The 23,543-nt window shown below is 49.4% G+C and carries 23 protein-coding genes; 17 read left to right on the top strand and 6 right to left on the bottom strand.

Annotated elements, in window-relative coordinates; genetic code table 11:
- Window positions 1–89 precede the first annotated feature (89 nt).
- On the top strand, window positions 90–563 hold the full coding sequence (locus tag EVJ33_RS10060) for a hypothetical protein (protein ID WP_131436755.1): 474 nt from the start codon (window positions 90–92) through the stop codon (window positions 561–563).
- Between the two features lie 16 nt (window positions 564–579).
- Entirely contained in the window at window positions 580–1,164 is a 585-nt protein-coding gene (locus EVJ33_RS10065; RefSeq protein WP_131436756.1) for an NADPH-dependent F420 reductase, read from the top strand.
- A 40-nt stretch (window positions 1,165–1,204) separates the two neighbouring features.
- Here the strand turns inward: EVJ33_RS10065 and EVJ33_RS10070 are convergent, their stop codons facing one another.
- The gene (locus tag EVJ33_RS10070) at window positions 1,205–1,528 is read right to left on the bottom strand and encodes a TM2 domain-containing protein (RefSeq protein WP_236634596.1); all 324 of its coding nucleotides are present in this window, start codon (window positions 1,526–1,528) and stop codon (window positions 1,205–1,207) included.
- An 86-nt stretch (window positions 1,529–1,614) separates the two neighbouring features.
- Window positions 1,615–2,787 carry an IS200/IS605 family element RNA-guided endonuclease TnpB gene (gene tnpB / locus EVJ33_RS10075; RefSeq protein WP_131436759.1) on the bottom strand — a complete coding sequence of 391 codons (1,173 nt, stop codon included), beginning with the start codon at window positions 2,785–2,787 and terminating at the stop codon, window positions 1,615–1,617.
- 257 nt (window positions 2,788–3,044) lie between these two features.
- Between tnpB and EVJ33_RS15560 the strand changes: the two genes are divergently transcribed.
- From EVJ33_RS15560 to bsh, 3 genes are all read left to right on the top strand, one after another.
- Window positions 3,045–3,203 (top strand): hypothetical protein, encoded by a 159-nt coding sequence (locus tag EVJ33_RS15560; protein ID WP_021065374.1) that lies wholly within the window; start codon window positions 3,045–3,047, stop codon window positions 3,201–3,203.
- Window positions 3,200–3,604: a hypothetical protein gene (locus EVJ33_RS10080; protein WP_131436761.1), complete on the top strand. Its 405-nt coding sequence runs from the start codon at window positions 3,200–3,202 to the stop codon at window positions 3,602–3,604. Before EVJ33_RS15560 ends, EVJ33_RS10080 begins: the two co-directional genes overlap by 4 nt.
- A gap of 118 nt (window positions 3,605–3,722) precedes the next feature.
- Complete coding sequence (gene bsh / locus EVJ33_RS10085; protein WP_131436763.1) at window positions 3,723–4,697, top strand: choloylglycine hydrolase; 975 nt, start codon at window positions 3,723–3,725, stop codon at window positions 4,695–4,697.
- Window positions 4,698–4,730: 33 nt separating this feature from the next.
- Here the strand turns inward: bsh and EVJ33_RS10090 are convergent, their stop codons facing one another.
- Window positions 4,731–5,009, bottom strand: a complete 279-nt coding sequence (locus EVJ33_RS10090; protein WP_131436765.1) for a hypothetical protein — start codon at window positions 5,007–5,009, stop codon at window positions 4,731–4,733.
- A 120-nt stretch (window positions 5,010–5,129) separates the two neighbouring features.
- On the opposite strand from EVJ33_RS10090, the gene EVJ33_RS10095 reads away from it, so the two are divergent.
- Both EVJ33_RS10095 and EVJ33_RS10100 read left to right on the top strand, forming a co-directional pair.
- Window positions 5,130–5,501, top strand: a complete 372-nt coding sequence (locus EVJ33_RS10095; protein ID WP_131436767.1) for a hypothetical protein — start codon at window positions 5,130–5,132, stop codon at window positions 5,499–5,501.
- Between the two features lie 135 nt (window positions 5,502–5,636).
- Window positions 5,637–6,038, top strand: coding sequence for a hypothetical protein (locus EVJ33_RS10100; RefSeq protein ID WP_131436769.1), 402 nt, complete (start codon window positions 5,637–5,639; stop codon window positions 6,036–6,038).
- A gap of 13 nt (window positions 6,039–6,051) precedes the next feature.
- Here the strand turns inward: EVJ33_RS10100 and EVJ33_RS10105 are convergent, their stop codons facing one another.
- Both EVJ33_RS10105 and EVJ33_RS10110 read right to left on the bottom strand, forming a co-directional pair.
- A complete protein-coding gene (locus EVJ33_RS10105; protein ID WP_021065367.1) occupies window positions 6,052–6,261 on the bottom strand; it encodes a YdiK family protein in 210 nt (69 codons plus the stop codon).
- A gap of 16 nt (window positions 6,262–6,277) precedes the next feature.
- Window positions 6,278–6,973 carry a CPBP family intramembrane glutamic endopeptidase gene (locus EVJ33_RS10110; protein WP_236634597.1) on the bottom strand — a complete coding sequence of 232 codons (696 nt, stop codon included), beginning with the start codon at window positions 6,971–6,973 and terminating at the stop codon, window positions 6,278–6,280.
- Between the two features lie 213 nt (window positions 6,974–7,186).
- Here EVJ33_RS10110 and groES point away from each other — a divergent pair, with 213 nt between their 5' ends.
- Window positions 7,187–7,471, top strand: coding sequence for a co-chaperone GroES (gene groES / locus EVJ33_RS10115; RefSeq protein WP_021065365.1), 285 nt, complete (start codon window positions 7,187–7,189; stop codon window positions 7,469–7,471).
- 42 nt (window positions 7,472–7,513) lie between these two features.
- Window positions 7,514–9,154, top strand: coding sequence for a chaperonin GroEL (gene groL, locus EVJ33_RS10120; protein WP_131436771.1), 1,641 nt, complete (start codon window positions 7,514–7,516; stop codon window positions 9,152–9,154).
- A 151-nt stretch (window positions 9,155–9,305) separates the two neighbouring features.
- On the opposite strand, the gene EVJ33_RS10125 is transcribed toward groL, so the two are convergent.
- Window positions 9,306–9,956, bottom strand: a complete 651-nt coding sequence (locus EVJ33_RS10125; RefSeq protein ID WP_483297311.1) for an RNA-guided endonuclease TnpB family protein — start codon at window positions 9,954–9,956, stop codon at window positions 9,306–9,308.
- Window positions 9,957–10,046: 90 nt separating this feature from the next.
- Here EVJ33_RS10125 and istA (EVJ33_RS10130) point away from each other — a divergent pair, with 90 nt between their 5' ends.
- From istA (EVJ33_RS10130) to EVJ33_RS10165, 8 genes are all read left to right on the top strand, one after another.
- Entirely contained in the window at window positions 10,047–11,588 is a 1,542-nt protein-coding gene (gene istA, locus EVJ33_RS10130; protein WP_131436978.1) for an IS21 family transposase, read from the top strand.
- Complete coding sequence (istB, locus tag EVJ33_RS10135) at window positions 11,585–12,343, top strand: IS21-like element helper ATPase IstB (protein ID WP_131436773.1); 759 nt, start codon at window positions 11,585–11,587, stop codon at window positions 12,341–12,343. The genes istA (EVJ33_RS10130) and istB (EVJ33_RS10135) overlap by 4 nt, the downstream gene beginning before the upstream one ends.
- A gap of 316 nt (window positions 12,344–12,659) precedes the next feature.
- Window positions 12,660–13,889 (top strand): IS21 family transposase, encoded by a 1,230-nt coding sequence (gene istA, locus EVJ33_RS10140; RefSeq protein WP_131436775.1) that lies wholly within the window; start codon window positions 12,660–12,662, stop codon window positions 13,887–13,889.
- Window positions 13,886–14,659: an IS21-like element helper ATPase IstB gene (gene istB / locus EVJ33_RS10145; RefSeq protein ID WP_131436776.1), complete on the top strand. Its 774-nt coding sequence runs from the start codon at window positions 13,886–13,888 to the stop codon at window positions 14,657–14,659. The genes istA (EVJ33_RS10140) and istB (EVJ33_RS10145) overlap by 4 nt, the downstream gene beginning before the upstream one ends.
- Window positions 14,660–15,557: 898 nt before the next feature.
- Window positions 15,558–17,033 carry a TIGR02677 family protein gene (locus EVJ33_RS10150; protein WP_131436778.1) on the top strand — a complete coding sequence of 492 codons (1,476 nt, stop codon included), beginning with the start codon at window positions 15,558–15,560 and terminating at the stop codon, window positions 17,031–17,033.
- Window positions 17,030–18,184 (top strand): TIGR02678 family protein, encoded by a 1,155-nt coding sequence (locus tag EVJ33_RS10155; protein WP_131436780.1) that lies wholly within the window; start codon window positions 17,030–17,032, stop codon window positions 18,182–18,184. Before EVJ33_RS10150 ends, EVJ33_RS10155 begins: the two co-directional genes overlap by 4 nt.
- Entirely contained in the window at window positions 18,181–22,275 is a 4,095-nt protein-coding gene (locus EVJ33_RS10160) for a TIGR02680 family protein (protein WP_161566928.1), read from the top strand. Before EVJ33_RS10155 ends, EVJ33_RS10160 begins: the two co-directional genes overlap by 4 nt.
- Window positions 22,272–23,534: a TIGR02679 family protein gene (locus EVJ33_RS10165; RefSeq protein WP_161566929.1), complete on the top strand. Its 1,263-nt coding sequence runs from the start codon at window positions 22,272–22,274 to the stop codon at window positions 23,532–23,534. The genes EVJ33_RS10160 and EVJ33_RS10165 overlap by 4 nt, the downstream gene beginning before the upstream one ends.
- The last annotated feature ends 9 nt before the right edge of the window (window positions 23,535–23,543 follow it).

Genomic DNA, 23,543 nt, shown 5'->3' on the forward strand with positions numbered 1-23,543 from the left:
CCTCGGACTAGGTTTTTTTTCGTCTGAAGCCGGGGAAGTGGTAAGAGAAAGCTGATGTGTCACCTGTGTTCCATAAAGGAGGAGCCGACATGGCCAAGAAGGAAAAACAACCGTACCATATCGTCACGTTCACGTTTCCAGAGGAGTCCATCTCGTATCAAGCGTTCAGCAAGTTGAAAAAGTATCACGCGGAAGGACTCGTCGGGTTCGAACAACTCGTCGTCATCAAGCGTGAGGACAACGGGGCATTTTCATTTGAAGATGCGGTGCAACTTACGCCGACGAACAAGTCGACGAAAGGCGCGTTGATCGGAATGGCGGTCGGGATTCTCGGAGGACCGTTCGGGATCTTGTTCGGGACGCTCACGGGTGGTTTGATTGGCGGAACGAAAGATTTGAAACACGTCCAAAGCATTCAAGAGACGTTCAAACGGACGGTCGGGAATATCGAGCCTGGACAGACCGGGGTGATGGCGATCGGGGAAGAGTTCGACCACTCGGTGCTCGACGGGCTCGCAACGGAACTCGGCGGGACGGTGACGCGGACGGACGAAGAACTGTGAAGGGGAGTCGTTATACATGAAGATTGGTATTTTAGGGGCAGGGAAAGTCGGCCGGACACTCGGACGGAAGTTCGAGGACGTCGGTTATGAGGTGTTGTACGGGACGCGCTCGGAGCGAGAAGGGACGATGTCGCTGCAGGAAGTGGCGTCGAACGCGCAAATCCTGTTGTTGACGACGCCGTTCGCGGCGGCCGTCGATTTGATTCAATCACTTCGGGACTTGGACGACAAGATTGTCATCGACGTGACGAATCCGATCGCAAAAGAGTTCGATTCCGTCGAGCGACCGGAAGGGAAGTCGGGAGCCGAGCATCTGCAGGAACTTGCGCCGCACGTTCGCATCGTCAAGGCGTTCAACCAGACCGGCGTCGAGAACTTGGAGAACCCGAACATGTCGATGATGTTCATCGCCGGAGACGAGCAAGAGTCGGTCCGAGCCGTCCAAGACCTTGCCTCGAAAATCGGCTTTGACGCCCATACGCTCCGTCACTTGAAGTTGGCGCGTGAGCTTGAGTCGCTCGCGTGGCTGTGGATCCATTACGCGACGAAAGAACGGAAGCACCGCAACTTCGCGTTCTATTTGAAAGAGAATAGCTTCTAATCGAAAAGACGGTCACGCGTTGGCGTGACCGTCTTGGACGTTAAAAGGCAGCTTGACGTTCAGAGCGAGTCTTCAACGACTCGATCGTCTCGCGTTCGATGGCTTCGACTTCGCGTTGTTGCCAGCCTGGCATGAGGAACGCGTCGACGAGGGCCCAAATACCTGTGACGAACAGTCCGAGAAAACCAATCAACACAACCGTAAGGACGATTGAACCGACCGTGAGGGCAAGCATCGCGAGGGCGCTACCGGTTTTCTTGAAATAGAAGCGGTGAGCACCAAAGCCGCCGAGGAAGAACCAAAGTAAGTACGCGACGACGAGATTGCGTTTCTTTTTCTCGACTTCGCTGTTGACGAGGAGCATTTCCTCTGTCGTTGAACTACCTCCACCTATGCTTCGTTTGGAGGTGGAGGATTCCTGGGTCATCCAGTCTAACGACCGGAACCTGATCAGGCTAGCCCCGTCATCCCGACGGTTGAAGAGGCCAGGATGCGTTCAGCCTCTCGTTTCAAGTTCAGTCCTGCGTTCACATCGCGGTCGTGGTGGGTCCCGCAACCCGGGCATGTCCACTCGCGCAGACCGAGATGCTTCACGTCTTTGTGTCGATGGCCGCAACTCGAACAGAGCTGGCTCGAGGCGAAGGTCATCCCGACCTTCACGACGGTCTTGCCGTACCAGTCCGCCTTGTATGCGAGCATGCGGAAGAATTCCGACCAGCTGACGTCGGAGATGGACTTGCTGAGCTTGCGGTCCTGCTGGATATCCTTCACCTGCAACGTCTCGATGCCGATGATGTCGTGGTTTTTGACGATCTCGGTCGACACCTTGTGAAGGAAGTCGGTACGCTTGTTGGCGATCTTCTCATGGATGCGGGCGACCTTGCGCTTCTGTTTCTGGTAGTTCTTGGCCTCGGACAGCTTGACGTTCCGGTTCAGTGCGATGAGCCGACGACGGGACAGCTTGCGCTGCTCGCGCGCCAGTCTCTTCTCGAGCGAACGGAAGTAGCGGTCGTTTTGGTACACCGTGCCGTCGGACAGGACGGCGAAGTGCTTGAGCCCGACGTCGACGCCGACCGAGGAACCGGTCTTCGGCAGCTCGTCGATCTCCTGCTCGACGCTGAGGGAGACGAAGTGTTTGCCCGTCGCGTTCCGTCGGATCGTCGCGCTAATGATCCGGCCCTCGACCTTCCTGGAGTTGGCGAACCGGACCCACTTCAGCTTCGGGAGTTTAAGGTGGTTGCCGACGATCGACACCTCAGGAAGTTGAGACTTGCCTTGGATGTTCGTCTTATAGGATTGGACCGGGTTTCGTTTCGACTTGAACCGGGGCCGTTCGTTCTGCTTCTTGAAGAAGCGGTCATATGCATCCGCCAGGTGTTTGATGCTATTTTGCACAGAAGTGCTATCGACTTCCTTCAACCAGTCAAGCTCTTGCTTGAGTACAGGTATTTCTTTTGAACAGGAGCCGTAGGACAGTCCTTTTCCTGTCGCCTTGTAGGTTTGTTCCCACTTCGCCAAGAAGTGGTTGAAGACGAAGCGTGAACAACCGATCGTCTTGGCGATCAGGATCTCCTGCTCCGTTGTCGGATAGATCCGGAATCTATACGCTTTATGCTTCAACATGGTGTTCACCCCTCTAGGTATTTATACCCAAAAAAGAGGCTGGCGATTCATCTCCCACTTTCACTACGGCTTCGCCCGCCACGTTTAGAAGTGGGAGTATTCTCGTCTAATTTCGATAAATCGGTACGTGAATAATTCATGATGTGATGTGCCTTCTTTCCAAAAATTGATATAATGAATGCAATGTTTTTTGTATCGGGAAACGGATGAATTCCCATGACTTTCTATTATTTTTTTTGGAAGCGAGGAACAACCGAATGGGTTTTGCGATTGTGACGTTCATCGTCGCGTTTATTCACGTGATCGCCGGAGCGGTCGTCTTACATAAGTATCCGCAATATAAATCGATCGCCATCAGTGTGATCGTGCTCGGTTTCGTATATGGACTGTTGACGGTGGGGTTCATCGTCCTATGAATAAGTTCTTGAAACCTCGAGTGAACTATACAAATGAAGGTGCATTAAAACTCGGGATGTTCATCATGGTCGGGTTTGTGATTGGTGATATTTGGTTTGGCGAGTTGCCGGATACGACCGTTATGATGGTCGCACTGTTCTTTTATGCGTGGCGTCGAGACATCGCGTTTGCTCACGATGAAAAAATCGGTCAAGCTATTGGACGTGAGGCGAATGACCTCGCTTTACGTATCATCATCGCCACTTTGGTCATTGCTTTCTTCGTGTCGTTCTTCGTCGATACAATGAGCTATCCGCTTGAATCATTTGTATATTTTACCTTGGCGTTCGTGTTCGGATTGAAAGGAATCGGACTTTGGTTCTTCATGCCGGAAACAACGGTCGAGACCGAACTGAATTAACATGAAGAACGATGTGGCACACGCCTCATCGTTTTTTCTTATGGTTGATGTCAGACGATAACGTGAATAGACCAAAGAGTGCTGTTATTGTCTGCATTGGAACGGAAGGAGTTTTGTTATGTGTACAGCAATTACGTATGCTCCGCACGCCCACTACTTCGGCAGAAACTTAGACTTGAACGTGTCCTATCACGAGCAAGTGACGATCACGCCCCGATACTATCCGTTCAACTTCAGACGGGTGGGCGAGAATGCGAACCATTACGCGATGATCGGGATGGCGACCGTCGTCCAGGACTATCCGCTTTATTATGAGGCGACGAACGAGAAGGGACTGAGCATGGCGGGGCTGAACTTTCCGGGGAATGCCGTGTTCAAGCCAGAAGTCGACGGGAAAGACAACGTGTCCCCGTTTGAGTTCATTCCGTGGATTCTTGGGCAATGCGCAACTGTCGAAGAGGCGAGAGGACGGCTCGCGACTATTCATTTGGTCAACTTGAACTTCAGTGACGCGCTACCGCTTCATCCGTTACACTGGATCATCGCTGACACAGATACCTCGATTATCGTCGAGCCGATGGCGGACGGATTGCGCGTATACGACAATCCAGTCGGGGTTTTGACGAACAATCCGTCGTTCGAGTATCAACTGTTCAATCTGAACGATTATCGCCACGTCTCGACGAAACTGCCGGCCAATACGTTCGCGCCGACGTTGAACCTCGATGCCTATTGTCTCGGGTTAGGCGGACAGGGCTTACCGGGCGACTTATCATCGACGTCACGCTTCGTTCGGGCGACGTTCGCGACATTCAATTCGGTCTGTGAACCGACCGAGGCGTCCGCGGTCGGACAATTTTTCAAACTATTGGATACGGTGCTGCAAACGCGTGGCTTGAACGAGGCCGAAGACGGGACGTACGAGTACACCATCTATTCATCATGTTGCAACGTCGACGATGGCATCTATTACTACCGGACGTATGACAACAACCAAATCACAGCCGTATCGCTGTTCCATGAGGCGCTCGACAGCGAGCGATTGATCACGTATCGCTTACAACATCAACAACAAATTCATTATGAGAATTGAAAACAGCCCTCTTCGCGTGAAGGGGGCTGTGTGTTAGAGTGTGTCGTTATAGAGCGGGGCCTCATCGTCCGTACTGATGATTTTCAAATGACGCTCGTCTTTTACATAGACGCTCTTATAGGCCACGCGTTCATCGTCATAAAACAAGATGACGCGGTTGCCGTCATTGTCCGTCTCGATTTTTGATTCATACTGCGCGATATCAATCGTCTCCTCAAGCACGCCATACTCTTCGTATGTAGACAGGTCGTCTTCGTTTGAGCAGGCGACGAGAAACAGGGAAGCGACCATCGCGAGAAGTGCTTTCTTCATCGTATCTCTCCTTATTTGATAGTTAACCTATCAAATATAACGCAGATTGATTTCTTTTTCAAAAGCGAATGAAACTTTGATTAGTTTTCTTCGTATAAATTGAACAGAGGAGGGGAAAAGATGAGCGGGCGTAACATGGCGGTAGCGGTGAGTATCGGTTTAGTGGCGGCAGCCGTTCTTTTCGGTGTGTCCTCGCATTTGTTGTTTCTCATCGCGAGTGTGTTATTTTATCGGTGGCACCGACGAAAGGCCGGACAGTATCCGACCTTTACGCGAGAGCGCCTGTGTTGGCGTTCGAGTGAGAAGACGTGGCTCTTCGCGATCATCGTGTTCATTGTCATCTTCTTAATCGGGTTTGGTGCGCCGCATTTGACGCAATCGACACAACAGTTCGCACTGACCGCGTTGACGTATTTGTTTGCGACGAAAGGACTGTTCTTGATGAATGAGATACATACGTATGAGCAAGCAATGGAACAGGATGAGAGATAAGGCATCTGGTTGTGACAAAGACGAGATGACAGAACTGGTACGACAATAAGCTGGCGCGGACATTCGACGCGTATTTGCTCCATCGGCAAATCGAACGCGAGGTGAATGAAGGCCTTTATCGTAAGGAGGGACTCGATGAGGAAAAAACTATTAATTGCGTTTCTGTTGTTTAACCCAATTGTGTTTGTATTGGGTTGGTGGCATGGTGAGTTCGTCATGATCACGTGGGCGGCGTTCGGTGTTGTCGTGCACACCTATTATCATGACCGTCTCGAACGGTTTGACGCCGAGACAGTCATAGCGCTGAAACAGAAGGTCGATTCAAAGTTGGTATCGTCGCTCTCATTCGTGACGATTTTTGTATTTTTTATCGTCGTCTGGTTCTTTGATGAGACGACCGTTCCGTTGCTTGATACGCTATACGTCATCGTCGGACTGGTGATGGTACGACGGGGGCTCTTGATTCGACGTACCATACTCGATGAAACGATTGATACGACAAATATTGTGTACATGAAGAAAAGCCCGAGCTCTTAAGCCCGGGCTTTCGTTATGCCGATTTATCGGTCTTTTCTTTTTTCGCTTTTCGGGCGAGCGTTAAAATCTGATACACCTTGAAGAAGTCATACGCGGCTACGGCGATGATGAAGTACGTCCAGAAGCTGAAGCCGTACTCTTGTACCGAGTAGTAGGCGAGGACGGTGAACAGAATCCCGAATGAGAGACTGAACAAAAACATAACTTTTAAGTGTCGCGGCATCAATGCCACCTCATTTCTACATTAAGAATAGTACGACCATGACGAGCGCGTTGTTAAACGCGTGAATCGCGATCGGAACGATCAAGCGACGCGTCTTGGCATACGCGACCGTGAAGGCGAAGCTCATCGCCACGTAAACAAGAATCTTGTTGTCACCATGGATGAACGCGAACAAGAGCGAGCTGACCGCGAAGGCAATCCAGAACCCGAAGCGGGCGCTCAAGTTGCCAAACAAGATGTGGCGGAACAAAATTTCTTCCATAATCGGTCCAAGTAAGACGACTGAGAGCGTCATAACCGGAACGAGTCGGACGATATCCGCGATTTGCTCGGTGTTCTGGGAACCCATGACGTCACCCGAGATCCACGTCTCGATCAAGTTGGCGACGATGACGAGCCCGTACTGCATGAGAATCCCGAGGCCGATCCATTTGACCGTATCGTTCAAGTTCGACTGGATGCCCTGTTGTTTATACAACTTTAAGTCAGGCCAGAGCAAGAAGACCGAGATGACGATCGTCAAGCTGAACCCGATGGCGAACCAGAGACCGGTCGCCGTCGGCGTGATCCATTCTGGTCGCACTCCGCTAATCAATACTGGAAAGAATTGAACAAACGCGTATAGCAGAATCGGGATGATATGCCGAATCCGAATGTTAGGCGCCATCGAAAAACGGGTATTTATCGATTGGTTTGAGTTTAGTGTAGCCAATTCAACACGTCCTTATTTCTAAGAGTCAACGTTCCTTTTGACCATTGTATCAAATAAGGTCTCTTGACCGCGAGTGGGAGCATTTTTTCGATGTTCCCGCTTGCATTTTCAGGCGTCTCATACTACACTAATCAATGTTAGCACTCCTTTTTGATGAGTGCTAAAACTTACGATTCAACGATACATCATTCATATTCGGAGGAGGTTTTTTCTATGTTAAAACCACTAGGCGATCGCGTCATCATCGAAGTCGTGGAGAAAGAAGAAAAGACGATCGGAGGCATCGTGCTTCCTGATACGGCGAAAGAAAAGCCGCAACAAGGACGCGTCCTCGCAGTCGGTACAGGCCGCGTCACGGACCAAGGTGAGCGGATCGCGCTCGACGTCAAAGAAAATGATTTGGTCATCTACTCGAAATACGCGGGTACCGAAGTGAAGCATGAAGGCAAAGAATACTTAATCGTTCGAGAGAGCGACATTCTCGCAATCGTAGGCTAAGACTCACCATTCTTCAAAAACTTTTTTAGGGGGAAATGAACAATGGCAAAAGAAATCAAATTCTCAGAAGACGCACGTCACGCGATGCTTCGCGGTGTCGACGCACTCGCTGACGCGGTAAAAGTCACAATCGGACCGAAAGGACGCAACGTCGTCCTCGAGAAGAAGTTCGGCTCACCGCTCATCACGAATGACGGCGTGACAATCGCGAAAGAAATCGAACTCGAAGACCACTTCGAAAACATGGGCGCGAAGCTCGTTGCCGAAGTCGCATCGAAGACGAACGAAGTCGCAGGGGACGGTACAACGACAGCGACAGTCCTCGCTCAAGCGATGATCCGTGAAGGTCTCAAAAACGTGACAGCGGGCGCGAACCCGATGATCCTCCGTAAAGGAATCGACAAAGCGGTTCGTCGTGCACTCGAAGAGCTCAAGCTCATCTCGAAACCGATCGAGTCGAAAGAAGCGATCGCTCAAGTTGCGGCCATCTCGGCAGCGGACGAAGAAGTCGGCGAGTTGATCGCGGAAGCGATGGAACGCGTCGGCAACGACGGCGTCATCACGATCGAAGAGTCACGCGGCTTCACGACTGAACTCGACGTCGTCGAAGGGATGCAGTTCGACCGCGGATATCTTTCACCATACATGATCTCAGACTCAGACAAGATGGAAGCGGTGCTCGACAACCCGTTCATCTTGATCACCGATAAGAAGATCTCGAACATCCAAGAAATCATCCCAGTGCTCGAGCAAGTCGTGCAACAAGGGAAACCAATCTTGATCGTCGCAGAAGACATCGAAGGCGATGCGCTCGCGACACTCGTCTTGAACAAGCTCCGTGGTACGTTCAACGCGGTCGCGGTCAAGGCACCAGGCTTCGGCGATCGTCGTAAAGCGATGCTCGAAGACCTCGCGACGCTCACAGGCGGCCAAGTCATCACAGAAGACCTCGGCCTCGAGCTCAAGTCGGCCTCGCTCCAACAGCTCGGACGCGCATCGAAAGTCGTCGTCACGAAAGACACGACAACGATCGTCGAAGGTGCTGGAGACGAAGCAACGATCAAAGCACGCGTTCAAACGATTCGCAACCAAATCGAAGAGACATCGTCTGATTTCGACCGGGAGAAACTCCAAGAGCGTCTCGCGAAACTCGCTGGCGGTGTAGCCGTCGTCAAAGTCGGCGCAGCGACGGAGACTGAATTGAAAGAACGTAAGCTCCGCATCGAAGACGCGCTCAACGCGACACGCGCAGCGGTCGAAGAAGGCATCGTCGCAGGTGGTGGTACAGCCTTCATCAACGTCATCCCAGCCGTTCGTGCGTTGCTTGCAGAAGTGACAGCGGATGAAGCGACAGGTGTCAAACTCGTCCTCCGTGCCCTCGAAGCACCGGTCCGTCAAATCGCGGAAAACGCAGGCGAAGAAGGTTCGGTCATCGTCGAGAAGCTCAAGAACGAGTCGGTCGGCATCGGCTACAACGCCGCAACTGGTGAGTACGTCGATATGATCGCTCACGGTATCGTCGATCCGGCGAAAGTGACGCGCTCAGCGCTTCAAAACGCAGCATCCGTCTCAGCCATGTTCCTCACAACGGAAGCGGTCATCGCAGACAAGCCAGAACCAGCAGGCGCTGGCGGCGGCATGCCTGACATGGGCGGCATGGGTGGAATGGGCGGCATGATGTGACATTCCTGAATGAGACCTACTAAAAGCTAATGTATTAGTAGGCTAAAACGGGATTCTCAAATGCTTATCCGAACGCAGTCCATTTCTGTTTTGTTCAAGCTCTGAGATAAGGGTGTGCCATCACCCCTCCTGAGACAGACCTTATAGGTTCTCAGGCTGATTGACTGTTACCATCAATCACAGGTGCGTGACATACGTTCATCGCACCAACTATATCCCTGTGCTTTTTGAATCCACAGGAACAAGAATACGTTCGATCCTTTGCTTTGTTTTTCTGGCCGCAATTGGGGCAAGATTGACTAGTAAAAGCAGGGTCGACGTATTTTACTTGGATTCCCTCCAAAGATGCTTTATAAGTGATGAATTTCGAAAGGCGATAGAAGGACCAAGTGTGCAAATTTCTGTTGTTTTTACGGCTTGTTCTTGCCGTCTTACGAATATTAGTTAATTTTTCAAGATGGATGATAGAGATATCATTTTGTTTTGCAAATTCAACTATTGCTCGGCTTGTTTTGTGATCTTTATCTATCATCCATCTTTGTTCTTTATCACTAAGTCTTTTTATTGCTTGGAGTTTCTTTTGAACTCCGAGCTTTTTTCGTGTTACATGAAATTTTCTCTTCATATATTTATTTTCTCTTCCATTACCAAAGAATTTTACTTTGTTTTGGTTCGTTGATACTACTGCTGGAACTTTAAGACCTAGATCGACTCCCATCACATTTTTATTTATATCTTGGACTGATGATAGCGATATAGTGTGAACGCTAGAATAAAATTGACAGTTTTTGCTCGATACGATTTTACACTATTGCCGAAAAATCAGAACAGAACTCCGATAGATTAGTTGAGGCTATTTTATCTGGAGGGAATCGATTTGGAGGAAAAGTTAGTGCTACACATCAAGATTCATCAAATGTATCAGCAAAGCATGAAAGTGGCTCAAATCGCCACAGCACTGAAGGTATCGAGACCGACGGTATATAAGTACCTGAAGATGACATATGAAGATGCCCTACATGAATTTGACGGGAAAGCCTGTTCACGAAAGAAGAAGCTCGATGCTTATCGAGACTGGATCATTGCATGGTTGGAGGAGTATCCGCATTTGAGCAGCGCACAAGTCCATGACTGGTTACTTGAAAGATATCCCGACCTCTCGGTCGGATCGAGCACGGTCAGGACATACGTGAAGGAAATCCGAGAAATCTATCAGATTGAAAAGAAAAGGGTCGTCCGCCATTACGAGGCCATCCCAGAACAACCGATGGGCAAGCAAATACAGGTGGACTGGGGTGAGACCAGACAACGGACTAAAGATGGAAAAATGATAAAGCTTTATTTCATCGCGTTCGTACTTGCGCACTCTCGGATGAAATATGTCGAATGGAGAGAACGACCGTTCACCACCAAGGACACCATTCACTGCCACGAAAATGCGTTTCAATTCTATGGTGGGCGCCCTTCTGAAATCGTTTACGACCAGGATCACCTCATCGCAATCAACGAGAACGCAGGTGACGTCCTATTGACCAATGAGTTTCAAGCCTACGTGAACGAACGAAAGTTTAGAATCCACTTATGTCGTCGGGCCGACCCGGAGTCAAAAGGTATGATCGAGAATGTCGTGAAGTACATCAAACGGAACTTCGCGGACAGCCGAGTGTACCGGCATATCGAGGATTGGAACGACCGTTCCATGAGATGGTTGGAGAGGACAGGGAATCATAACGTCCATCAGACAACGAAAAAAAGACCAGCTGAAGTGTTCTCCGTCGAAAAACAACACTTACAACCGGTCTTATCGCTACTCTCTTTCGAAAGTATCCGTACCGAAAGTATAGCAAGGAACGTCAGCAAGGACAACACAATCCGTTATCGCTCAAACCGTTACACCGTCCCAATCGGGACCTACTCATCGGTCAAGAAGAAGATGGTGTTCCTCGAGGTGACCGAACAGGAACGGTTATTGATTCGCGAATCTCCCGAGGGAGAAGTGATCGCAGACCACCGGGTCAGCAAAGAGAGCGGAAAACTGATTCAACGCCGTGACCATCTTCGGGATCGTTCCAAAGGAATCGAAGAACTGAAGCAACAGGTCCTCACCTATTTCGAGGACAGAGAGGCGGCGTCCGATTATCTGGGTGAGCTCTCAAAGCGTTACCCGAGATACCGACGTGACCAGTTCAACATCATCAGGGACGTCGCGACCATGTATCCCAGTCACTTAACGATGGCACTGGAAAAGTGTTCGCAAGAGAGTCTGTTCAGCGCCAACGATTTCCGAGACGTGGTCCACTATCTCGCGATCCTCGCGGACGATGGGTGTGATACAAAACCCGATACCGAACGTCCGAAGAAATCCGGGATACAGGTCGCAACGAGACCGATCCAAGCCTACACCGACATCCTGAAAGGGGTGACGGCAAAATGAGTCGAAGCGTTTCCGAGTTACAACAGGACTTTCGGCAGCTTCGTCTCGCCGAGACGGCTGACGCCCTCCCACAGATTTTGAGAGAGGCCGAAATGGCCTCCTGGACGTATATCGAATTTCTAAGTGCCATCACGAACCATGAACGCGCCAAACGAGACGCTAAAAGTTTGGAGAGACGAATGAAGTGGGCCCGATTCCCGTTCATTAAATCCCTCTCGGAGTTCAATTTAGAGGAACAGACCGCACTAACCGCCCGACAGCTGAAGCAGTTGAAACAGCTCAACTGGCTCGAACAACAGTACAACCTGATCCTCTTGGGCCCTCCGGGCGTCGGAAAGACGTTTTTGGCTGTGGGGCTGGGAATCGAGGCGGTCAACCACGGGTTCAAGGTATACTTCGTCACGATGGGCGAACTCGTCCAACTATTAAAAAGTGAAGAGTTCTCAAGCAAGTCGAAGATCCAGTTAAAAAGGTTGCGAGATTCGGACCTGGTCATCATCGATGACCTGATGTATATGGCCATGGACCAACGAGAAGCCAATCTCTTCTTCCATCTCGTCAACCACCTTTATGAGCGCAGCTCGATCATCCTGACCTCGAACAAAAGCCCCGATCAATGGGGCGAATTGATCGGGGACCAGGGCATCACGACTGCGATACTGGACCGCTTACTCCATCGCGTCGAAATCATACATAGTGATGACGACAGTCATCGGATGAGGAACCGGAAATCATTGTTTTCGGCAGAACTGTAAAAGGCAAACGAGCAAAAAGTGTCAAAATCAACTTGACGTCTACATATAGTTATAGAAATTTGAGCAATCCATTTATTATTCTTTCTTAGAATACGCAAAGTGCCTAATTTATGTGTAGATAATTTAATAAAATCTTTCTCAGTTATATGTGCAAACAGTTTGGTTCTACTCACTTTATTGTTAATCATTATTGGTAAAGAGACATAATCTAAACCTATATGTAATCAACGCTGTTAAAATCCCTTATATCAACGTATTAAAAATCCCTCAAATTAACGGATAATGATTCTGACAACCTGAAAATGGAGTGTGAGACATGATCCGAAGTGAGGGATTTTTTATGATTCGTGAGTTAAGAAGCAAAGGATGGACAATCAGAGCCATCTCTGACGAGACGGGATATGATCCTAAGACAATCCGAAAGTATTTGAAGATGGAAAATGCACCTACGAAAGTGAAGCGGAAAAAGAGGAAAGGAAAACTCGAACTCTACAAAGACTACATAAACGAACGTATCAAAGAAGGTACAACCAATTGCGAGGTTCTGTTCGATGAGATTCAAAAGCTAGGCTATGAAGGGAAAATGACGATTCTGAGAGAGTACGTGAGACCTTACAGACTTCAGCCTAAAAAGCAGGCTACCGTCAGGTTTGAAACGCCGCCTGGACGACAGGGACAGATGGATTGGAGTGATGTCGGGACGTATGAAGTAGACGGTGAAATGCGTATGGTGTATGCCTTCTCCATCATCCTCGGGTATTCAAGGATGCGATACATCGAGTTCACGACCGACATGACGCTGGAGACTCTGATGAAGTGCCATATGAATGCGTTCGCCTTCTTCAATGGCGTACCGCAACAGATTCTCTATGACAACATGAAAACTGCGGTCATCAGCCACAACCCAAACGGTATCAAGTTCAATCAGAAGTTCGAAGATTTCTTGGCCTATTATGGGATTACGCCGAAGGCGTGCAAGCCCAGACGGGCACAGACGAAAGGGAAGATCGAGCGCTCATTCGGCTATATGAAACAGAACTTTTTCAAACGACGTATCGGAAAGACATTGGAACAATTAAATCGTGACGTCCTCGAGTGGCTACAAAACACGGCCAATAAAAAGAAAAACGATACGACGAAAGAGTCACCTGAGAAACGCTTCGAGATCGAACAAGGTTTTCTAGCACCAGGACATTTGAAGCCGCATTATCCGGTCCATCGCTGGGAAACACGTCAAGTAAGCAAAGACTGTTTTGTGTCCTACCAAGGACGACAGTATTCAGTTCCGTTCCGGTTCGTCGGACAGCATGTACGAATTAGAATCACCCTCGACCATCATCTCGAGGTCTACGCTGATGGCGAACAAATCGCCCAACATCCGATTGCCTCCGGGAACTTGAAGTATCAATTAAATTTAGAGCATTACAAAGGGCTAGAAACGACTCAAAAAGGTTTGCCGACCCGTCGTCTCCAGCCCGATATTCCTGAAGTGGAACGTCGTTCCCTTCAAGTGTACGAACAGTTCGAAAGGAGCGATCACGAATGAACACGGACCTTCTCACTGAACGCTTAGAAAAAGTTGGATGGCAATTGTCGGCCAACCAGCTTGAAGGAATCCTTGAAGATGCCTCCAAGAATAATGTAGCATATTCGGACTTTCTAAACAGTATTCTGATGACGGAAATCGAACACCGTGAATCAACAGAGCTATCGAAACGAATAAAACGTGCCAGACTCCCCTATTTTAAGACGCTAGAAGACTTCGACTTTGCGTTTCAGCCGAGCATCAATGAAAAGCGCGTCAGGGAGGTGATGACCTGTCGGTTCATCGATAACGGCTTCAATGTATTATTATTGGGCCCGCCGGGGGTGGGGAAGACACACTTGGCAATTTCAATCGCTGCGGAAGCTGTCACGAAAGGTTATCGGACTTCGTTCATTACCGCGAACGATTTTGTCGAGGAGTGTCAAAAAGCAGAGAAATCTGGCCTTCTTCCTCGTATCATCAAAAGGTACTGTCGATCCGAGCTACTCATTCTAGATGAAATCGGTTATTTTCCGTTCGACGCCATCAGTGCGAATGCGCTGTTTCAAATCATCTCGAAGAGATATGAGAGAGGCTCGATCATCCTGACTTCAAACAAGTCATATATTGAATGGGGAAAAATATTTGGTGACGAGGTTTTGGCAACCGCAATTTTAGATCGCCTTCTTCATCATGCGACCACTTTTAACATTCGGGGAGATTCATATCGGATGAGGGAAAAGAAACGGGCCGGCATCCAGCCGACCCGTGTCGATAGTTTCCAAGAGTAACGTGTAAAAAAGGGATTTTTAATCCGTTATTAAGAGGGAATTTTAAACCGCTGTTGACACCTATAGAATAGTTTTGGTTGTTCCAAATACAAATCGGTTTTTTCAAAATGGGAATTTTCGCAAAATCCTTTTTCCGAGCTTTTCGAAATACACTTGTTGCATCTTTGATTGTTTGATTTTTAACTGCGCTAGGTAAGTTAGCACTTACTGATTTACTTGTATATTGAATAATCTTTTTTTCTCGAACCATTTCTGTTACCAAATAGTTTACCGTAGTTATATAATCCCTGTTCATAGCAAACAAAATTGATTCTTGAAAAGCAGTTAGTTTTAATTTAATTCTTACAGTCAATATTTGAGACATTATATCAACCTTCTTATTTTTTTTATATGGTATGAATATATAATACGAAAAAGAACGTATGTTCTGTTTATAATGTTATTCCCGATTCTTAAGTAAATTTGTTAGTAGAAAACCCGAAAATTATTTGTGACTTAATTCACAAAATTAAGAATGCAACATATTTTTAAAAATTAAAATAATATATTCAAATATTTGTATTGGATGGACCTAGTAAATTAATCTACGAGATACATAGAATTATGCGGTGGATTCTGTAAAAGACTTAAGACCTGTTGGTCCAAACTGTCATGCGATACTTCATCGAAAAGGATATGGGTTATTTGTTGACTATTTATTAGCTGAAAAAGCGCTTGTTAAAGTAATGAATGCGTTTAAAACATATATTTTTTACGAGCTATGGATTTCTATCCTTGGCTCGTTTTTTTAACCTTGCACAAAATTGTTCATCACTTTCCAAAAACAGGAATGCTCTATTTCCGCTTTCCCTGATCTGTATTATGCTTAATCATGGAGAACATAGAGAGGGGCAACCGTATGCGACCAGGGCTGCAAAAGAAAATCAGAGAAGCGACGTATTTGACGGCGGAGAAGGCATGGAGCTATCGTCCGATTTTACGTTACTTCTACATCCAGCATGAACGGATGCGTGAATTTTTATATCCGGAAGAGATTTATGCGTACTTGAAGCAATACATAGAATTTAAAGAATACACGATGGACGGGTTGCACCAAGATTTGGAGTCGCTCGTCAAATGGGGCAACTTGATTGCCAGTCAAGAACACCGGAAGGCGAAGACGATTGAAGAATATAAAAAGAAAAGTTTTCGCTACCAATGTACACCCTACACGGTCGAGTTCGAACGGATGATGATTCAACTCGAGCAACTCGGCGACAGTTTCGGCGGCTCACTCGAGAAGACACAGTTCGAGCGGCTCTATCACGTCCTTGACGCGATTGCTCAGGCAGACGGAAAGCCCGACGCCGAATGTGCACAGCTTTGGGAAGATGCCATGCTCTATTTCCGTCAAATCACGCAGAACACGTCGGACTATATCGCCTATATCCATAGTGAAAAAGTCGTCGACAAGATGAAGACGGAAGCGTTCCTCGTCTATAAGGACCGCTTCACGACGTATTTGCGCGACTTCATCATCGCGTTACAGCGGACGGCGATGCAGATTCAGGACTTGCTGACGTCGCTCACGACGAAGCGGCTCGAACCGTTCTTTCAACAAGTTGTCCGGCATCAGCATCAGGCGTTCCGATTCGAAGAAGACGACATGGACCCGATGATCGACTTAGTCGAAAAGTGGCGTAACTTGAGAGCGTGGTTTCTCGGGACGACGCACGGCGAGAGCGAGTTTGAACGTCTGCAAGAACGGACGAACGAGGCTATCCGCCGCATCACCCGCATCGTTCAACGCATGAGCGAACGGCATCAACAATTTCGGAGCCGGCGCCGTGATTACGAGCATTTGGCAAAGTGGTTCGATGGGATGGAGACGATCGAAACGGCCCATGAGCTGTCATCGGTCGTGTTCGGCGTGTTCCATACGCGTCACCTTTACGGGGACCATGTTCCGACCGACGACATGTACGTCGACGTGTGGGACGAGGCACCGATCGAGCACGAGACGAAACCGCGGACGACGAAATTTAAAGAATCGACGAAAGCCGGGGCCATCATCGACCGATCTGACAAGATTGCGGAGATGCGCCGACTTCATTTAAAGCAACTTGAAGAAGAGAAAGAAACGATTGAACAATACATCGAAGCGGGCGTCATCTCGATCAAGGCGCTCCCGGTCATCGAACCGCACGTGCGAAAGCTGTTATTGTCGTGGCTTGGTAAAGCGATGGTGCGGGAAGATCGGATTGTCAAAACGGAGTATGGTCGCCGCGTGCGGGTGACGCTCGAAGAAGAGCGTGTCATCCTGCGGGCGACCGACGGATCACTTGAGATGCCGAACGTAGAGTATCACTTTATCGACGAGGAGGTGACGTCATGAGTGAGGAAACAAAAGTAGATGAACGGATGCAAGACGCACTCGGGATCCTCTTCGAACAGTTTTGGGTATTACGAGCGGAGCAACCGCCCATCTACCAAAAAATCCGAGAACGTGAACATCAACTGAAACGTTACGTGACCGAGAAGTTCGGCTTTGATTTGATCGTGCATCAACATTTCATCAAACTTGAGAAGCTCCCGGTCGACCCAAAACCATGGATGGGCATCCAAGCGTTCACCGAACCGATGGACTACGCAATTTTCTGTTGCGCGCTCGCATTTACAGAAAGCAAGTCGGTCGATGAGCAGTTCTTGTTGTCCCATATCACGGAAGACATTCAAGAGATGTACCCTGGCGACTTGCCGCTCGATTGGACGAACTACCGTCATCGCAAATCGCTCGTCCGCGCGCTCAAACAACTTGATGAGCTGAAGTTGATTCGTGCGGTCGACGGGGACGTCGACTTGTTCGCGATGAGCGAGACGGAAGAAGTGTTGTACGAAGTGAGCGTCCATGCCCGCTATTTCATGCGGTCTTACCCAGAGGACTTATTCAATTACGAGACGATTCAAGATATCTTGACGAGCGAGTGGAGCCGTCAAAAAGAAGATGAGCGGCGGAAACGCGTATACCGCAAGCTCATGTTCTCGCCAATCGTGTATCGGGAGTCAAAAGACGATCCAGACTTCGCCTATATCCGTAACTTCAGGAACCGGCTCGGGGATGAGTTCGAGAAGTTCACGCCGTTCCGGTTAGAAGTGTTCAAAAATGCGGCCATGCTCGTCCTTCCTGACCAAAAACAGCGCTACACATTGTTCCCGAATCAAAAAGGAATCACGGGCATCGCTTTGCATGTGGCAAGTCATCTTAGGAAACTTGAACTGCCGGTCAACGAGATGGGCGAGATCCGGGTCACGTTGCTCGAATTTGAGCGGATGGTCGAGGCGGTTCAGCTTGAGTGGGGACCAGGTTGGGCAAAACAATATCGTGAAGACACACCGAAAAAAGTGGCGGCAGAACTCGTTTCGCTCCTCCTTGAATGGGAGTTCGGATATGTGGAGACCGATTCAGGAATCCTTGTCATCCAGTCCGGGTTCGGTCGCACCGTTGGATATTACCCAGAAAAATTTGTAGAGGAGCTGACGAAATGAGGGCGCAAAATCGCTGGAAAATGAACCGAGCAGGCTTGCTTAATTTTTGGTATTACACAGAAGAGACGTTCGATTTCTCGGACGGGAAGCTGTTGCTTCGAGGGAGTAACGGATCAGGTAAATCCGTGACGATGCAGAGCTTCCTGCCCGTGTTACTTGACGGGAAGAAGTCACCGGACCGGCTCGACCCGTTCGGTTCGAGAGCGCGCAAGATGGAAGACTATTTACTCGGCGAGAAAGAAGTCGTCGACCGGGAAGAGCGGACAGGCTATTTGTTCATCGAATACAAGAAGGCCGAGACGAATCAATATGTGACGACCGGGATCGGGCTTCAAGCGAAGCGTGGGAAGCCCCTCAAATTCTGGGGATTCGTCATCACGGACAATCGTCGCATTAACATCGACATCGAGTTGTATAAACTCGACCGCCAAGGGACACAGACGAGTAAAATCCCGTACTCACGGGTCGAGCTCGAACGGGTCATCGGGGATGGGGGAAAAGTCGTTACGACGCAAGGCGAGTATATGCAGCTCGTCAACAAACACGTCTTCGGCTTCGAGTCAATCGATGCCTATGAAGAGTTGATCAAGTTGCTCATCCAGTTGCGGAGCCCGAAACTGTCGAAAGACTTCAGGCCGACCGTCATCTACGAGATTCTCGAGGCAGCGTTGCCACCGTTGTCAGATGATGACTTACGCCACTTGTCCGACACGATTGAACAGATGGATCAAACGAAGCAACAACTCGAGCAGCTCGAGCGTGAGCTCATCGCGTTGCAGAAATTGAGCCGTACGTACGATGCGTACAATGAGCGTCATGTGGCCGACCTCGCCGTCGAGTACCGGATGGCGACCGAACGAGAGACGACGGAAGCGCAAAAGCTTGAGGATTTACGTGAACTCCAAGCATCAAGGGCGCGTGAGGTCGAGACGCTGAAACAACTGATTCAACAACTCGAGCAAGACAAAGCGACGGCAGAGCGTCAAAGGCAACGTTTGGCGTCGCATAAAGTTTGGAACTTAGCAAAAGAGTTGGAAAATGAAAAGGAAGCGCTACTGAGAATCACGGGCAATCATCAACGCCAAGAGGAACGTCGAACGAAGACTGCTCGCAGAATCTTTGATGCGAACCAAGAGAAAGACAAAGAACAGCTAAGCTATCGCACAACACTCCAAACGATTGATGACCTGATAGAGGATATGGAGTACGACGCGGAACAGGCGGCGTTCGACCGTCATGAGTTGAATGTCTCTGACTATCGACGCTTAAATCTTGACTTCGATTTCCTGACATGGAAACAAGAAGTGGTCGAACATACGAACTGTCTCGGCAAAGTGGCAGAAGGGATGCGGGCGCTCGAAGAGACGAAGCAAAAGCTCCAAACGGAAAACAAGCAACTCGCCGATGAGCAACAAGTACGCGACCAGAGAAAACACGAACAGAATGATTGGAAGAAGACGTTCGAGCAAGATCTCGAGCGTCATCTCGCAGACGTATATAGCTGGACCAATGAGCATCCCGAGTTTGACATCGAAGGAGAAACGGTCGGGCACATCGAGCGCACGCTTCGAAACGATTATGACCCGTCGACGTATGAGGATGTGTTGCGTCTCGTTCAACCACATGTGGTCCGTTACCAGAACCGCCTGCGTGAAAAAGTTGCCGCGAAGAAAGCGGCGGAACGCGTGATCGATGCGAATATTCAGGACGTCGAGACGACGCTTTCTGAATGGAGAGCGAAGACCGACCCCGAACCAGCCATCGATCCGATGACGAAAGCAGCCCGTGACCAGATGCGGGCCGACGGAGTCGTGTTCGCGCCGTTATATGCGCTCGTCGAGTTCGTGGACGGGGTAGAGGTAGAGGTTCAGAAACGGATTGAAGCGGCGTTGATTGATAACGGGATGCTAGACGCCCTTATCACCGAGGCAGATGTCACATACGACCGAGTCCTGTTACCGGCGCCGCAGATGATGGCACACACGTTAGCCGATTATTTGAAGCCGAGCCCAGGAGATACTGGGATTGCTTCAGACAGAATCGATGACGTGCTCCGTAGTGTTCTTATTGGCGACAGTAAGACGTCGATCCGAGAAGATGGGACGTATCGACTCGGTCAATTGAAAGGACATGCGGTGCCGGTCGAACACGTCCGTTTCCTCGGACGCGTTGCTCGGAAACGTTATCGGGACGAGAAGATTGAACAGTTGACGCATGAGATTGAACAACTTCAACTCGAGCGCGTGACGTTACGTGGTGAGCAAGCGGAGTTGCGCCAACAGATCGAGTTAGCCGACGCGGCATGGAACGTGTTTCCTTCCGACCGCGATCTGCGGATGAGCCACCAAGAGATTCAAAAGGTCGGGTTTGAGATTGAGAGCCTGGAGCGACGTTGCCGTCAGATTGAAGAGCTGTTGAAACAGACGAGTGAGCGCTTCAACGTGTTGAAGCGTGAGGTATACACGCTAGCTGAGCCGTTTGAACTAGAAAAGACGCAAGCCGCGTTTGAGCAAGCGAAGCGGGCGATGGTGAATTATAAAGATTTATTACTCGAGACGCATCGGGAGCACGACAATGCGGTCGCGTCGAACAAACGGCTCGTAACGATTGAAACGAGTATCGAGGAAGCAGAAGAGGACATCCTCGAACTGATGGGTGCACTGAACGAACTCGAGGACGGGATGGAACGAGTTCGAAAAAATATCGCGAAAATTGAAGAACAGCTGAAACAAGAGGACGCTGACGACATCCATCAACAAAGTCAATCTGTTCAAGAGGAGTTGGCAAGAATTGAGTCTGAATTGAGTAGATCGTGGAAGCTCGTCACGACTCGAGAAACACAACTTGAGGCGGATGCGACCAAGCTAGACGCTAAGAGTCATAGCCATACGCTGTCAAAACAGATGCGGCAAGCATGGGAAATGGCGCTCAAAGCGGAGTGGAAACGAGGTGTCGTCTCACTCGACGTGGACGGAGATGATCCTGAAGTGGTGTCCCAAACGATTGAAGCGGTGTACAGGAAACGACTTACGAGTAGCGCATCAAAAGCCGACGAACTTTTATCGAAAGCGTTCATCGACCAACAAAATGATTTGATGGAATATCGGATGCGAAACTTCACCGAAGAGCTACCGCTTGAAGCGTGGATGCAGGGCGTTGACGACCGGTTCAGACGAGAAGTCGAAATATGGCAACAGAAGACGACACGTCGCATCATCTCGCTCGACTTACGTGGCCAGCAGGCGAGCCCGCAAGCGGTCAAACGAACGGTCGAGGAGGAGTTCGCACGCCAAGAGAGTATCTTGAATGAGAGCGATAAAGAACTGTATGAAGAAATCCTCTTCAAATCGGTCGGGACGAAGCTTCGCTCTCGTATTCGCCGCGCCGAACAATGGACTGAGAAAATGAATGCGTTGATGGAGAGCCGGAACACGTCGTCAGGCCTTACGTTCTCAATCAAATGGCGGCCACGTACGGCAGAGAGTGAGGAAGAACTCGACACGAAAGATTTGGTCCATATTTTGAAACAAGATGCGAAGCTGTTGAAAGACGAGGACTTCGAGCGGATCACGACCCATTTCCGGTCGAAACTGAGTAAAGCGAAGCAGATGATCAAAGAAGACGGGGACGGACAGACGCTCCTGCAAGTGCTTCGTGAAGTGCTCGATTATCGGAAATGGTTCTCGTTCGTATTGTACTTCGAGCGGACGAATGAACCGAAGCGTGAACTAACAAATAACAACTTCTTTAAGTTCAGCGGCGGGGAGAAAGCGATGGCGATGTACATCCCTCTCTTCACAGCGTGTTACTCGCGTTATCAAGAGGCGGCTGATACAGCGCCGTATATCATTTCGCTCGACGAGGCGTTCGCCGGGGTCGATGAGAACAACATCCGTGAGATGTTCGAGATTGTTGAGCAGCTCGGCTTTGACTACATCATGAACTCACAAATTCTGTGGGGCGATTACGATACGATTTCGTCGCTGTCGATTTGTGAGCTGTTGCGTCCGAAAAACGCGGACTACGTCACCGTACTTCATTACGTATGGGACGGGGAGAAGCGACATGCGAGAGAAGAGACATTGTTATGAAGTCGTTAGTTGAAGAAGCCGTACATTATTTCAAAGCGTCGACAGGATTCTCACGTCTGTTTGAACAGTTCCGGAAGAAATATGCCTCGCTCGGAAAAGTTGGCGGGGCGGTACCGGTTCATTCCTATAAAGACGATGAACTCTACGCGATCGCCCGCTTCTTCGGAGACGACGTCACGACAATCCGGTTGAAGAAAACGGTGACACTTCGAGCGTTCGAGAAAAAACTGCAGACGACAAAGTTTGAAGGGGTGACGTTGCTCGAATTGCTCGAGGCTTATTTCGGTGAAGTACTCGTGACGAAACAAGAAGCGCTTGCCCAATTGGAAGGACAGCGAACGGAACGTTTTCGTGAGCTCGCGCTGACGTACCCGAGTCTCACGTTTTGGTTCAACCACATCGAACAAAAGTCAGCCGATACGCATTGGATCAATCGGATGCTTGGCACAGATCAGTTTGGTCTGTATTGTAGACAGCTGACGCAAGCACTAGACGGGTTGCCGCTCGATTACGAGCGGCTGCCGGTATTTGGGCAGCGCATCCTTGGCAATCCACATGCGTTCGACCGGACGAACGATTTAGGGCGACTGTTGATTCACGCACTGCACGTCAAACGTGGGCAAGGTGGCCCACCACCGAGTGACACGGAGCGGGTGAACGACTTGTTGTTGGAATTTAAGTTGCTGCGGGATGACATCACCAATTTTGTGACGTGTGCGAATGTGACGGCGGAACATGAGGGGACAGAACATCCGATGTGGCATGGGGCACGAACGACACACAGTGTCTTGAACGTGCCGATGCGTGAGCTGTTGAACGTGGACCGTGTGAGACCGAGCCAAGGAAACACCGTATGGATTGTCGAGAATTCCGGGGTGTTCTCTAGCTTACTCGATGACGTGCCAGATGCACCGCTCGTCTGTACACACGGTCAGTTCAAACTCGCGGCGTATCGCTTACTAGACGCGCTCGTCGCATCGGGCTGTCGATTGAAGTATGCCGGAGACTTTGATCCGGAAGGACTACAGATGGCAGCACGGTTGAAAGAACGTTACGGGGATAAACTAGATTACTGGTGCATGGATTTAGAGAGTTATGTGGCGTCTGAGCCGAATGTTGAGTTGTCAGCAGAACGATTGGTGAAGCTAGGACGGGTGACGGATATTCAGTTACAAGACGTCGTGGAAGAGATGAAACGGCAAGGGAGAGCGGGATATCAGGAGGCACTGATTCGACAAATGACAAAATATTTAAAGTGAAAGGGAACG

Source organism: Exiguobacterium sp. SL-10 (assembly GCF_004337025.1).
GTDB lineage: Bacteria > Bacillota > Bacilli > Exiguobacteriales > Exiguobacteriaceae > Exiguobacterium.